The sequence below is a fragment of the Glaciecola sp. 2405UD65-10 genome (assembly GCF_048820975.1).
Taxonomy (GTDB): domain Bacteria; phylum Pseudomonadota; class Gammaproteobacteria; order Enterobacterales; family Alteromonadaceae; genus Glaciecola.
Genome location: NZ_JBMEUF010000002.1, coordinates 540,072 through 555,216, shown reverse-complemented (window position 1 = coordinate 555,216; position 15,145 = coordinate 540,072). Strand labels below are relative to the sequence as shown.

General features: G+C 42.7%; 9 protein-coding genes. 8 read left to right on the top strand and 1 reads right to left on the bottom strand.

What is annotated here, in order from left to right; all coding sequences use genetic code 11:
- Positions 1–61 precede the first annotated feature (61 nt).
- From ACOI22_RS14555 to ACOI22_RS14540, 4 genes are all read left to right on the top strand, one after another.
- Positions 62–751 (top strand): crotonase/enoyl-CoA hydratase family protein, encoded by a 690-nt coding sequence (locus tag ACOI22_RS14555; RefSeq protein WP_420672844.1) that lies wholly within the window; start codon positions 62–64, stop codon positions 749–751.
- A gap of 189 nt (positions 752–940) precedes the next feature.
- A complete protein-coding gene (locus ACOI22_RS14550) occupies positions 941–1,867 on the top strand; it encodes a M14 family metallopeptidase (RefSeq protein WP_420672843.1) in 927 nt (308 codons plus the stop codon).
- Positions 1,864–2,280, top strand: a complete 417-nt coding sequence (gene cdd / locus ACOI22_RS14545; RefSeq protein ID WP_420672842.1) for a cytidine deaminase — start codon at positions 1,864–1,866, stop codon at positions 2,278–2,280. The genes ACOI22_RS14550 and cdd overlap by 4 nt, the downstream gene beginning before the upstream one ends.
- 236 nt (positions 2,281–2,516) lie before the next feature.
- A complete protein-coding gene (locus ACOI22_RS14540) occupies positions 2,517–2,972 on the top strand; it encodes a methylglyoxal synthase (RefSeq protein WP_420672841.1) in 456 nt (151 codons plus the stop codon).
- Between the two features lie 6 nt (positions 2,973–2,978).
- Here the strand turns inward: ACOI22_RS14540 and dgt are convergent, their stop codons facing one another.
- A complete protein-coding gene (gene dgt, locus ACOI22_RS14535) occupies positions 2,979–4,568 on the bottom strand; it encodes a dGTPase (protein ID WP_420672840.1) in 1,590 nt (529 codons plus the stop codon).
- 182 nt (positions 4,569–4,750) lie between these two features.
- On the opposite strand from dgt, the gene ACOI22_RS14530 reads away from it, so the two are divergent.
- The 4 genes from ACOI22_RS14530 (at position 4,751) to ACOI22_RS14515 (ending at position 15,063) form a co-directional block, all read left to right on the top strand.
- Entirely contained in the window at positions 4,751–6,925 is a 2,175-nt protein-coding gene (locus ACOI22_RS14530; protein WP_420672839.1) for a prolyl oligopeptidase family serine peptidase, read from the top strand.
- 144 nt (positions 6,926–7,069) lie between these two features.
- Complete coding sequence (locus ACOI22_RS14525) at positions 7,070–8,344, top strand: O-acetylhomoserine aminocarboxypropyltransferase/cysteine synthase family protein (RefSeq protein ID WP_420672838.1); 1,275 nt, start codon at positions 7,070–7,072, stop codon at positions 8,342–8,344.
- A complete protein-coding gene (locus ACOI22_RS14520; protein WP_420672837.1) occupies positions 8,344–9,510 on the top strand; it encodes a JmjC domain-containing protein in 1,167 nt (388 codons plus the stop codon). The genes ACOI22_RS14525 and ACOI22_RS14520 overlap by 1 nt, the downstream gene beginning before the upstream one ends.
- Positions 9,511–10,014: 504 nt before the next feature.
- Positions 10,015–15,063: a thrombospondin type 3 repeat-containing protein gene (locus ACOI22_RS14515; RefSeq protein WP_420672836.1), complete on the top strand. Its 5,049-nt coding sequence runs from the start codon at positions 10,015–10,017 to the stop codon at positions 15,061–15,063.
- Positions 15,064–15,145: the final 82 nt, after the last annotated feature.

Genomic DNA, 15,145 nt, shown 5'->3' with positions numbered 1-15,145 from the left:
TCATATATGATTGCCTATAATTTACGTAGCATAGGCTTCCCACAATTAAAGGAGAGACATTTTGAGCACATTAGTTAGCACTAACATTAGCAACAAGGTTGCTACCATTACGATTAACAATGGCAAGGTAAATGCAATATCGCACCAAGTTGTTGATGAGCTTAACAGCGCCCTTGATCAAGCCGAAGAAAATAAAGCAGTGGTTGTGCTAACCGGTCAAACCGGCATGTTTTCTGGCGGTTTTGACTTAAGCGTTATGCGCGAAAGTATGGAGTCAGCAATGGCTTTAGTTGAAAAGGGTTCAAAGTTATCACGCCGCTTATTGTCATTTCCTTTTCCTGTACTAGCGGCGTGTTCGGGCCACGCGGTAGCAAAAGGCGCTTTTTTATTACTAAGTGCAGACTACCGCATTGGCGTTGAAGGTGATTTCAAGATAGGCCTAAATGAAGTCGCCATTGGTATGAGCATGCACCATGCCGGTGTTGAACTGGCAAGAGGGCGTTTAGCCCCTGTATTTTTTAATCGTTCAGTGATTCTTGCCGAAATGGTTAATCCTGAAGATGCGGTAATGGCTGGGTTTCTTGACAAAATTGTTAGCCCGCAAGAATTTGAAGCAACGGTACAATATATAGCGCAAGCCATGACAAAACTTGATATGCGCGCTCATTACGAAACAAAACTTAAGTCGCGCGCTGAATTATTGCGCATTCTTGATGACGCAATTGAGCTAGATAAAAAGGGCTCATTGTAAAAACCTTAAAACAACCCTGAGCATGTGGCTTGGGGTTGTATCGCTTATTTTCCCGCCTATTTTTCTTAAACTATCAGCATACTTACTTCTAAACATAATTTCTGTAAATTTTAACTCAAAAATGATCTATACTTTCAATACTGTAACAAGCCGCTTTACGACAACAACAAATAAAAAGGCGACAGACACATGTCAGAAAACGCTTCCAATTACCCTATAGGTGAACCAGGCACACCTTGGACATCAACCGAAAAGCAAGCTTGGCTTCAACAACAAACCATACATCGTTCGTATCAAGATGAAGTACTATCAAAGCTTGATGGCGTGTCTGAAGCATTTACTGCGCATAACTACGGCGCATTGCCTTACGATAGCGCGCGCTATCCTTTGTGGGCATTTACTACTACAAACTGGCAAGAAAATAAGCCATGTGTGTTGGTAACAGGCGGTGTACACGGCTACGAAACCAGCGGTGTTCAAGGAGCTATTACATTTTTGTTAGAGCATGCACATGCTTACAACGAATTTGTGAACCTGGTTATAGTGCCCTGCGTGAGCCCGTGGGGATATGAAACAATAAATCGCTGGAATGTAGATGCCGTTGATCCAAATCGTTCTTTCTATGAAACCAGCGGCTCCAAAGAAGCGACGCAACTTATGAGTTTCGTTAAATCACAAGGATTTGAGTTTTTATGCCACATAGACTTGCATGAAACCACCGATACTGACAACTCAGAGTTTCGTCCTGCATTAGCTGCACGTGATGGCATTACTATGGACAATTGGGAAATCCCTGATGGGTTTTACACAGTTGCAAATACAGCGAGCCCTCAGTTAGACTTCCAAGAAGCAGTCATTAGTGCAGTAGAAAAAGTTACTCACATTGCCCCTGCTGATGCAAATGGCAAAATTATAGGCCAGAGCGTGCCTACAAGAGGCGTGATTTGCTATGACAAAGCCTCGTTATTCTTGTGCGGGGGCTTTACCAATGCGCCTTTCGCAACCACCACCGAAGTTTACCCTGACAGCGACAGTGCCAGCCCCGAAATTTGCATAGCAGCACAAGTGGCAGCCATCAAAGGCGCTTTAAATTACCTAGTGAAAAACAAATTATGAGAAAAGAATTAATGAAGCAAGACGATATACTAGCGGCCTTGAAAGATAAATTAAGCCATTCACACAGCCCTTACTCGGGTGTGCAGGTAGCCGCGGCAGTAGAATATATACAAAATGGGGAAACCCACATTGCTTTTGGCGTCAACGTTGAAAACGTTTCTTACGGTTTAACGGTGTGCGCGGAACGCTCTGCTATCTCAAACGCAATTATTGAGGGTATGAAGCATATTACTGCCTTGTATGTAATATCTAATCAAAGCGAAGCCATTTCGCCTTGCGGTGCATGCCGGCAGGTAGTAAGCGAGTTTATTGATAACGAAGACGCACCGGTTTTATGCTTTGACCATAGCTTGCAGAAAAAGTGGGAAAGCACATTAGGTGAGCTGTTGCCTAACCGTTTTACGCTTAAGTAATTATTAATTTAGCCAATCACTGACTATGCTCATTAATTTGAGCTAATATTTTTATACCCTCCAGACTACAACATTCTATACGCTAAACTTACGGGGTACTTATGCTGTAAGTTTATGGTGATAGCACTGTAATGTACAAGTTTCATTGTAAAATAATGGATTTTGAGTAGTATTTGGCTTTACATACTCTTTGTGATGGTACGTAAGCGCGTAACACACTTAACAGCAGGAAATTTATGGAATTTATTCACATTCAAGCCAAGGCCAGTAAAAATATTGCCTTAGTTGCTCATGATCATATGAAGCCATTACTCACCAATTGGTGCGCAAAACATAAAGACAAACTATCACAACATAGCCTTTACGCTACCGGCACAACTGGCGCGAAAATAAGTGAATTTACGCAGCTTGAAATTCAGCCCTTGTTAAGTGGCCCCTTAGGTGGCGACCAACAAATAGGGGCAAAAATAGCCGAGCAAAAACTCGATATGCTCATTTTCTTTTGGGACCCTTTAGCGTCAATGCCTCATGACCCTGATGTAAAAGCGCTACTTAGAATTGCAGCGGTTTGGAATATACCTGTGGCTTGTAATCCAAGCAGTGCTGACTACCTAATTTCATCACCGCTGCTCTCAGAAACTTATGACTACCGAGTGCCTGACTACCAAGCTTATCAACAAAGCCGCAAGTAGCGGCTGTTAAACTAGGGCCATAAGTGTGCGATATTCTTCAAGGGAATATTGGTCAGTCATGCCGCTAACATGGTCTTGAATTAGCCGAGCGCGATAATAAAACTCTAATGCAGTAAATGACAAGCCACTTGCAAGCGCTTGATTACTATTGCTTAGCTCTTGTACCACTTTTAAATACCGCGCTACGTGTTTTTTACCAATACGCTTAACTAAACGAGTTTCTAGGGGAAATGCAAAATCGCCCTTTGTGCACACTTGCGTAAACTCATCAGCACTTAGCATGAGCAATGCGCTAAACTTATTCAGCAAACCTTGTAAAATTTGATATCCCTGTAGTTCGGCGGTTTCTACTTCTGCTACACAAAATACGTGCTTAAGTGCTACGTTTTTAAGGGTTTTTGATATAGCGTGAGCGTAGCTTTTATCTTCTAATAAGGCTTGGTTGAACGAACCTTGTGTAATTGCGCTAAGGTTATCAATAAAAACTGTGCTTGCATGCACTACTAAGGGATGCACCACTTTCACGCGAAACTTAATAAAAAACGCACTCACTTTTACAATATCTTCTTGCTCAAACTCGCTATATGCTTGATCGCAAATGTGCGCCATTTTGTTAGGGCCATCTACTTCACTGTATTGTGCATTAGACGCTATAGATGCATCTTCGTAACTATTGCCTAGCGTATTTAGTTCAAAGCTTTGGATAATGGCTTGATACTCGTCTTTAAGCGCCTTTACTAATTCATCAACACTTAAAATACCCTTTTCAACGGCATCTTCTAAATCGGCCATGCAGTAAGAAATATCATCGGCCGCTTCCATAATATAAGTAGCAGGATGGCGGTGTTGATGAGGTATATTTAAGCTTTCTTGTAATTGTTCAACAAAAGCTTTTTCACTAAAATAGTAGCCTACTTTTTTCTTTAAGTATGATAAAGGCTTATTGCTTGTAGGCTTAGGCTCAGTCCCGCAACGCGTGTACTTAAGTATGCTCGCAACTAAGCTATTTGTTAGATTCAAATCTAATAAGTGGTGAACTAAGCGAATGGCTTGTGCATTACCTTCAAAATGCATGGCATCAGCCATTATGTCTTGTTCTTGCGTAGTTAATGCTTGCTTGCTTTGTTTTTTATATAAGGGCAGTAAATTTGCTTCAAACCACTGGTTAATAGCTTGCTCACCGAAATGACCAAAAGGAGGGTTACCAACATCGTGTAGCACGCAGGCCATTTCAACCGTAGTTTCTAGAGCGCGGCCTAAGTTCTCGATTGTTTTATATGCGCTTTGTTCGTCACTATGTTGTTGATCATTTGTACCGTTTATTTTTTCAGCGGCTAAACGGCAAATAGTTTGAGAAATAAACCGGCCTACTTGCATCACTTCCAACGAATGCGTCAAGCGGCTTCTAACCGCCGCATTTTTCTCTAGTGGGAACACTTGGGTCTTTTGCTGCAAACGCCTTACAGCTGCACTATTGAGCACTCTGCCACGGTCACTTTCAAGGGCTAATAGTAAGGAATCATATGAATTACTTAGCGAACTGCTAGGGCTAGATTCTTTGTAGCGTTGGGCGCTTAATTTTAATATATTACTCATAGGTGCTCGAACTTTGCATTAACTGCTGATAAGTTACCACATTATCCTAATTGGATTCATTAAAAGGCAATGAAAATATGGGCTTAGTTGCAATATGATATTGCAGTTGTGAATGATTCAAGCGTGTATGTTAAGGTAAAACCCTAAATATAATAAAAAACAAAATAACGACGGACGATACAATGAAAATAGCTAAAAAAGCTTGCTCTTTTAAGAGCGTTTTTGTGGTTTCAGCAGCCACCTTATTATTGGCTTGCCAGCCAAAGCCAGAGGAGCCAAACATGGCAGATAAAGTTGCCGAAAGCAAAGATACAGTCGCTTACCCTGAAACTCGTAAGGGCGACGTAGTTGACACTTACTTTCAAACGCAAGTTGCAGACCCTTACCGTTGGTTAGAAGACGACAGAAGCGCTGAAACAGAAAGCTGGGTGAAAGCGCAAAATGCGGTGACTGAACAATATTTAGAGCGTATTCCTTATCGCGATAAAATTGCTGATACGGTGAAAACTTTGCTCAATTATGAGCGAGTATCTGCGCCTTTCATAGAAGGCGAATACACGTATTTCTATAAAAATGACGGTTTGCAAAACCAAAGTGTTGTTTACCGCCAGAAAGGCGATGGTGAGCCAGAAGTATTTCTTGATCCAAATGAGTTCAGTGATGACGGTACCGTTTCGCTGGCGGGCATATCATTTTCAAAAGATGGTTCTTTAGCTGCGTACCAAACCTCTACAGGCGGAAGTGATTGGCGCGAAGTATATACTATCAATACAGACACCATGGAAATGATAGGTGAGCCTTTAATTGATGTTAAATTTAGCGGTTTATCATGGTACAAAAATGACGGTTTTTACTATTCAAGCTATGACAAGCCAAAGGGCTCTGAGCTAAGTGAAAAAACTGACCAACATAAAGTGTATTATCATGAAGTGGGTACCGCACAAAGTGATGACGCTAAAGTGTTTGGCCACACTGATGCAGAAAAGCACAGATACATTGGTGCTCAGGTAAGTGAAGATGGTAAGTACTTACTTATTTCTGCTGCTGAATCAACCTCGGGTAACCGCGCCTATTTAAAAGACTTAAGCCAAGCTGATGCGCAATGGGTAACCATTAAAAGTGAGTTAGAAGGTGATGTGTATCTACTTACTAGCCGCGGCGATGATTTGTATTTCGTTACTAACTACCAAGCGCCAAAGTCCCGTGTGGTACTAGCTAAAGGTAATGCCCCGCAAACTGAAAACTGGGTAGATATTATCCCGGAAACTGAAAACGTGTTATCACCAAATACAGCCGGTGATTACATTTTTGCAGAGTACATGGTGGATGCAATTTCAAAGGTTTATCAGTACAACTTACAAGGTGAGCAAGTAAGGGAAATTACCTTGCCAGGCGTAGGCTCATCAAGTGGTTTCGGTGGCAAAGACGACGCAAGCAAAGCGTATTACACATTTAGTAACTACGTTACGCCAACTACAATTTATGAATACAACTTAGCTTCGGGTGAGTCTAGTTTGTATAGAAAGCCAGGCGTTGATTTTGAGCCTGAGCAATTTGTGTCTAAGCAAGTGTTTTATGCTTCTAAAGATGGTACTCAAGTGCCTATGATTATCACCTATCATAAAGACACCGTACTAGATGGCAGCAACCCAACCATTTTATATGGTTACGGCGGCTTCAATGTTAGCTTAACGCCTAGCTTTAGCTCGACCGTAGCCGCGTGGTTGAAACTAGGGGGTGTATATGCCGTAGCAAATATTCGTGGCGGTGGCGAATACGGTAAAAGCTGGCACAATGCTGGTACACAAATGCAAAAACAAAACGTATTTGATGACTTCATTGCCGCTGCTGAATACTTAATTGAGAAGCAATATACAAGCAGTGAGAAATTAGCATTGCGTGGTGGTTCAAATGGTGGCTTATTAGTTGGCGCCATATTGACGCAGCGCCCTGAACTTGCTGCTGTTGCACTGCCTGCTGTAGGCGTGCTTGATATGCTTCGCTACCATACATTTACCGCTGGTGCGGGTTGGGCTTATGATTATGGCACCTCAGAACAAAGTGTAGAAATGTTTGAGTATCTTCTTAAGTATTCCCCTTTACATGCTTTGAAGGAAGGTACTGAGTATCCCGCTACCTTGGTTACCACGGCTGATCATGATGACCGCGTTGTGCCTGCTCACTCATTTAAGTTTGCTGCTGCACTACAAGCTGCGCAATCGGGCCCGAAACCAACCTTGATCCGAATTGAAAGCGATGCTGGGCATGGTGCAGGTACACCTATTAGTAAAACCATTGAGCAGTACGCTGACATTTATGGGTTTACTTTATACAATATGGGTGTGAAAGAATTATAAACCCTTTTTATATAAGGGTTATAAAGTTAGTTGGTGCTTGCTAGGTAGTACTGAAGGCACTTATGAACACGCCAATAAATGTTTCTATTATTTATTGGCGTGTGAGTTTTTTGCAACCCTTAACAAAAAAGGTTTAACTAATACATGAAACCAGAAACTATTGCTCTGCACGCTGGGTATACTAGCGAAGCCACTACCAAAGCGGCCACCACGCCAATTTATCAAACCACGTCATTTACGTTTGATGACACCCAACATGGTGCAGATTTATTTAACCTTGCCGTACCGGGCAATATATATAGCCGTATTATGAATCCTACAAATGCGGTACTTGAGCAGCGCCTTACCGAACTTGAAGGTGGTATTGGCGCACTTGCCGTGGCCTCAGGGATGGCTGCTATTCGCTACGCTATTGAAGCTATTGCTGATGTTGGCTCTAACATTGTAAGTTCAAGCCAATTGTATGGTGGCACATACAACCTATTTGCTCATACTTTTCCTCGCCAAGGGATTGAAGCGCGTTTTGCTGAAGGCGATGACTACGAAGCCTTGGCCGCGTTAATTGATGAAAACACCAAAGCACTTTTTTGTGAATCTATTGGTAACCCTGCTGGCAACGTAGTTGATTTAACGCGCTGGGCAGAAATAGCGCATGCCGCCGGTGTTCCATTAATTGTAGATAACACGGTTGCTAGCCCAGTGCTTTGCCGGGCTTTTGACTATGGCGCTGACATAGTGGTGCATTCCCTAACCAAATACATAGGCGGCCATGGCACTACCATTGGCGGTATAATCGTAGATTCAGGTAAATTTGACTGGGCAGCGAATACTAAGCGCTTCCCAATGATGACCACGCCTGACCCATCGTACCACGGCGTTGTTTACACAGAAGCATTGGGCGCAGCAGCGTACATAGGCCGATGCCGAGTTGTGCCTTTGCGTAATACTGGTGCGTCATTATCTGCCCAAAGTGCATTTCAAATTATGCAGGGCTTAGAAACGTTATCACTTCGAATGGAGCGCCACTGCGAAAACGCAGAAAAAGTGGCGGCATACCTAGAAAACCACACTGCCGTAAATTGGGTAAACTACGCTGCACTACCAAGTAGTAAATACCATGACACCTGCCAACGTATATGCGGCGGTAAAGCGGCTGGTATTATCAGTTTTGGGATAAATGGCGGCATTGAGGCGGGGTCTAAGTTTATAGATGCTCTGCAGTTAGTGTTGCGCTTAGTCAACATTGGTGATGCTAAGTCATTAGCATGCCACCCAGCCAGTACCACGCATCGCCAGTTAAATGCACAAGAGCTTGCCAGTGTAGGAGTGTCAGAAGATATGGTTCGCATTTCAGTGGGTATTGAACATATTGATGACATAATTGCTGACATAGAACAAGCTTTGGCAGCCAGCCAATAATGATAATACACGAATTCGACGCTAGCGTTTTTTTAGCAGAGTATTGGCAGAAAAAGCCTTGTATTGTGCGTAACTTTATCCCTAATTTCGTTGATCCTATTGATGAAAACGATTTAGCGGGGCTTGCACAAGAAGAAACGGTTGATAGCCGAATAGTGTCTTATTCAGAAGGGGCTTGGCAAGTGAGCCAAGGCCCCTTTGCTGCATTTGATGATTTGTGCGTTGGTAAATGGACCTTGTTAGCCCAAGGCGTTGACAAGTACATTGATGAACTGAGTATGTTCACCGAAAAAGTGCGCTTCATTCCTTCTTGGCGCTTTGATGATGTAATGGTGAGCTTTTCAAACGCGGGGGCGGGCGTAGGCCCTCATACTGATGAATACGACGTATTTATTGTACAAGGCAAGGGCACGCGAAGGTGGCAGGTGGGTTTGCCGTGTAAGGCTGAAACAGTAGTGCCGCATCCGTTACTAAAGCAAATTACTGGCTTTGACCCGGTAATTGATGAAGTGCTTCAAGCCGGTGATGCTGTTTATATTCCTCCAAAGCATCCTCACAATGGCGTGGCACTAGAAGATTGCATTAATTACTCCATTGGTTTTAGAGCCCCCACCAACCTTGAGGTTTTGCATGGGATGCTTGATGAGAGTGATGATTTTGAAACGAACCAGCAGCGCTACCATGACCCAGATATAGCCACTTTACGCAGCGCAAATAGTGCAACAGAACAGATTAGTTCAAACGAAATAGCCCGCCTCAAAGAAGGCTTAAATGAATTATTAAACAGTGATCAAGCTAAGCGCGCATTATTGCAATATTTATCGCGCCAGCAGCTTAATCGCTTCGATGAGCAGGCTTTTAGTGCGGAAGATATATTAGCTTATTTACAGGACGGTGATGAATTTGTGCGTGTACCAGGCCTTCGCGCCATATATGCTGAGCAATCAATTGAAGAATCGAAGGTTTTTGAATTTTTCATAGACGGCGACGCCTTTGCAATAGATGCACTTTGTACTCAAGAGGTACAATTCATGTTGAGCAATGCCACCATTGAGCGTAAGCATCTAAGCGATGACACCTTAAAGGGTGAATCTGAACAGGCTAAGGCGTTTATACTGTTGCTTACTGATTTAGTCAATGCTGGGCTTTGGGATTTCCTAGATTAGCTATCTTGTTAATTTATGCAGTAAGTAAGCACTTGCTAGGTGGCGGCGTGTTGGCCTGAATTTCAGTGCTATTTCCACAACAAATCGCCACAGCGGAGTATACCAAACCCTAGCTAGTATGATGCATATTTGCGCTAATACACGTCGCTTGTAGAGTATGTAAATAACAACTTTTTGCAAGAACCACATATTTAAAGGGCGGGCGCAAAGTCAAGCAAACATAGTAAATTTAAGGGTATGTTTTTCCATGCCTTTACCCTCCAAAATATACGAATTAAATACACATTAATTATCACGATGATCAAGTAAGTGGAAACAAGGGTATAGCGCGTAAATGCACAAAATTCGTGCGTTTAAGGTGGTTTTCTACCTCTATACAGCGCTTTAGCTTTTCGATATAAATCCGATGTAATTGAAAGCCAAGTCGTAGGCGCTTTTTGCAGTTTTAGACTTATTTCCCAACTGTTTTGCAAAAAACGCAGTTAATTAGTAGGTAGTATATTCATGTCAGTAATTACAAGGCGATCTTTCATCGCCTTAATGTTTAGCTTGTGTTTGCACACTATAGTATTCGCTCAGGAAACAAGCCCACCGGTTTTATCTGAATTAGTGTTAACTAATGCCAGTGTTAATACCAGTGCGGGCACTCAAACTGTTACTTTGCATTTGAGTTTTGAAGATGAGAACTCGGTTTCGCTAGTAAGTGATTTGTATTTAGAAAATATGAGTGATGGCTCAGCGGTTCTATTTAGCCAAAATTCAGATTGGCTTTCCGTTAATGATGTTCATAGCACAAGTTTTAGCGCACAAATAAGCTCAAGTGAATCGGCTGGAATTTGGTTTGTTACGGGTATTATTCCTGTTGACTCTGAGGGTAACTCCAACAACATCTACGACACCATGCAGGAGCTAGTAGCAGCCCAAGTTAACCCTTTTGTGTCACATGCAAAATTAAGCAACGATGTAGCATTTGATGCAAGTGTTACCGCTAGTGCTACGTTTAGCCAAACTGGGAATTCACAAACGAGTTTACTGAATGTTACCTTAAAAGATACAGAGCAATACACCATATGGTTTGTGCCCGATACTGGTACTGAAATAGTCAACGTTAATTTCTCTAACGGCACGAGTATTGCGCAATCGTGTGAAACCGATACGGCCTTTACCAAATGCCTAGTAACTTCATCAAACAACAATGCTGCTATTTTAGCCACCCTAGATACGAGTTCAGACGGCAGCACTGATTTTGGCTACAGCACCTTAGTGCAAGCCAGTGCCAGTAATTTAGAAGGCGATTGGATAAACAACTTAGCGTACTTTCCACCTGAGGATTATGATGGTGACGGAATTGCAAATGAACAAGACATTGATGCCGACAATGATGGCGTTGATAATACAAATGATGCCTTCCCTTTAGACGAAACCGAAAGCGCCGACTTTGATAACGACGGCAGCGGTGACAACGCTGATACTGACGACGACAATGACGGTGTGCCAGATACACAAGACAGCTTTCCTTTTGACAGCAGTGAAAATGGCGATAATGACAACGACGGCTTAGGTAATAACAGTGATACTGACGATGACAACGATGGCGTAATAGACTCAAACGACGCATTTCCTTTTGATAGCTCTGAAAGCGTAGATACTGATGCTGACGGCATAGGTAACAATGCGGATGAAGATGATGATAATGACGGCGGCCAAGATGTTAGCGATGCATTTCCATTAGACCCAACAGAAACCATTGATAGTGACGGTGATGGCATAGGCAACAACGCTGATACCGATGATGACAATGACGGCACACCTGACGAAAGCGATGCCTTTCCGCGAGACCCAACAGAAGATACCGATACCGACGAAGATGGCATAGGGAATAACACGGATGATGACGACGATAATGACACTATTTTAGATGTAGATGATGCCTTCCCTTTAGACTCAGGTGACTACAACGATAACGATAATGACGGCATAGGTGACAGCGCCGACACTGATGACGACAATGACAATATTCCAGATACTGAAGACGCATTTCCATTTAACGCCAGCGAATACCTTGATACAGACGGCGATGGTATTGGAAATAATGCGGATTTTGATGATGACAATGACGGCCTTGATGATAGCTTTGACGCTTTCCCATTAGATGCCTCAGAAATAGGTGACTACGACGGTGATTTAATTGGTGATAACGCTGATACTGATGATGACAACGATGGTGTTATTGACACGGAAGATGCTTTTCCTTTCGCAGTAGGCGAATGGTTTGACACCGACGGCGATGGCATTGGCAATAATGCGGATTTTGATGATGACAATGACGGTGTTGATGATGAATTTGATGCCTTTGACAATGACCCTACGGAAATTAGCGACTTTGATGAAGACGGCGTAGGTGATAATGCTGACCTAGATGATGATAACGACGGCGTTGAAGACCTTGTTGATGCATTTCCCTTTGATGCGAATGAAACCCTAGACACCGATGGTGATGGCATAGGTGATAACACTGATACTGATGATGACGGCGACTCTATTGAGGACTCAGAAGACTTATTCCCCTTAGATAGAAATGAACATGCTGATAATGACCTTGATGGAATAGGTAACAACACTGACATTGATGATGATAATGATGGCGTAATTGATATAAACGACGCGTTTCCTTTTGATGCGAGTGAAACAGAAGACTTAGACAATGATGGTGTTGGCAATAACGCAGATGATGATGATGACAACGACGGATTTGTAGATGCTGATGATGTGTTCCCGCTTGATGCGAGTGAGTGGGCTGACAATGACCTTGACGGCATTGGAAACAACCTTGATAGCGATGATGATAACGACGGCATTGTTGATAGCGAAGACGTTTTCCCCTTTGATGCCACGGAAACTTTAGATAATGACCAAGACGGCATAGGCAACAACGCCGATACTGATGATGATAATGACGGTGTGCTTGACGATGTAGATGCTTTTCCATTTTCCGATGCTGAGTCTATAGATAGCGACGGTGATGGCATAGGCAACAATGCAGATGTTGATGATGATAACGATGGCATTGTAGATGAAGACGATGCGCAGCCTTTAAATGCAACTATTGGTGATTTTACGGCTCCGGTGCTTGATAATATTGCAGATTTTACCATTGAAGCTACGGCTACCTTAACGCCTTATGAACTTACCGAGCCAAGAGTTTCAGATGGTAATTTAAATGCCGCCACCTTAAGCAGTGACTATTCAGGCTACCTATCCTTAGGTGAAAACGTAGTGACTTGGACAGCTACTGATTTTGCGGGTAATCAGAGTGAATTGACGCAAACTGTAACGGTAGTGGACACTACGGCACCTGAATTTCCGCAAATAGACACCATAGAAATTGATGCAAGAGGCTACCTTACCGATGTAAGCTATGACATAAGTGTAAGTGCAAATGATTTAGTTGATGGTGATATAAATGCAAGTATTATCACTACCTCTCAACTTCGTGCTGGTGCCCAGAGTGTTATTTTAAGTGCTACTGACAACAGCGGTAACACTAGTATGTTAGAAGTGTTTGTAGACATTGCTCCTTTGCTTGTGGTTGATACAAACCTTGTTGCATCGCCGGGAAGCAGCCTAAGCCTTGAGTTCACCTTATCAGACATAGCGCCGCAGTACCCCGTTTCGTTTGAATATACACTCGCAGGGCCTGTTACTAACATTTTAAGTGGCGTACTTGAAATTGACGAGGGCCAAACAGGAGTGCTCACGTTAGATGTAGCGCAAACTGCTTCACTGGGTGATTTAGTATCGGTGAATTTAGCCAACCCAGTTAATGCGAGCCTAGGTGATGCAAGTGACATAACTATTGAAATTGATACTACCAATTATGCACCTATTGCCAGTATTGTTGCTAAGCAAAATGCCGCAGTTACCAGCGTTGTATACCAAGATCAAGGGGTAGCGAGTTTAATCGCACAAATTAGTGATGTGAATGCTGATGATAGCCATGAGGTGAGCTGGTCTTTCGCAGAGGGTAGCCTTACAAATTTAAGTACAGTAAGTACGGAACTTGAGTTTGACCCTAGCTCCCTTTCGACTGGAACCTATATTGCACAGGCGGTTATAAGCGAAAGCAACACTTTTGTTGCCTACAGTATTACCATAGAATTTCCGCTTGTGATTGCCGCTCAAGCACCAAGCTTATCAAGTTCAGTTGATAGTGATTTTGATGGTATGTCAGATGCCATTGAAGGGTACTCAGATAGTGACCAAGATGGCATACCTAATTATTTAGATGATAATGCGAACCCGTATATATTGGCAACAGGCGTGAGTGAGCAACCACTTACCACCTCAATTGGTTATGAACTAACCGTAGGCGACATTGCAAGAATAGCCGACGGCGCTAGTGCTAGCAGTAGCGTAGTAAGCATGGCCGATATAGCTAATTATGGTAGCGAAACGGGTGAACAAACAAGCCTTGCTGATGATGTTCACTTTGAAGCGATACAAAGCATACATACTTTTAATATTGAAAATTTAGATTACGCTGGGCAAAGCGTGGCTGTAGTTATTCCTTTAGATACTGGCAGCACTATTCCTAATGATGCCGTTTATAGAAAATATAACAGTTCTTACGGGTGGTTTACCTTTGTAGAAAATAGCGAAAACGCTATTTATTCTGCCCCTTTCGACAGTGATGGCAATTGCCCTAGCATTGATTCAAGCCTTTACTTATCAGGCTTGAATGAAGGTGACTCATGCATTCAATTGTTGATTCAAGACGGCGGACCAAATGACGCTGACCTTGAAGCGAACGGTATTATCAAAGACCCAGGTGTTTTAGCCAGTGAACTAGCTAATACCGCGCCTTTGATTAGCGTAAACAGGCAAACCACAGTAACAGAGGGTGAGGAAGTGAGGATTGATGCATCTCTGACGACTGATGTTCAAGACGATGAACTTACCTACTATTGGACGCAAATAGGCGGGTACCCGATTGCTTTGAGCGAAACAACCACCCCCTTATTAACCTTTGTTGCGCCAGAAGTAAACAATTCAGAAAATTTGCTATTTAAATTAGAGGTTTATGACGGCCGAGATACATCAACTATTAATGTAAGCGTAAGTGTTCGAGACAGTAATAATGCACCTCAAGTAAGCTTTGTTGCTCATAGTAGTACTGTTGAGGAAGCTTCAAACATTAATCTGTCGGTACAAGCCAGTGACAATGATAACGACAGCCTGCAAATTCAATGGACACAAATTTCAGGGCCTCAGGTAAGTTTAAGTGGTGCGACTAGTTCACAAATAAGTTTCACGGCTCCCAGCGTAGAGAGTGATCAAACCATTGAGTTTCAGGTAAGAGTGTCAGATGGAACAAAAGAAGTAGCCATCACCACTGAGCTAACCGTATTAAATTCAGATTCAAGCAGTACTACTAGCGACAGTGAAAGTGGCGACAGCGGCGGTGGTTCTATGAGCAGTGTTGCATTAATGTTTATGTTGTTCGTAGCTGTACTTAGAAGAATAAAATTTATCAAACGCGAAGCTTTGGGTTAAAACCCCTTTAATATCAATAATGTAATTGAATTGTATGCGGTGTGACTTTACGTGAATACGCCAGAAGTCGCATAACGCACCA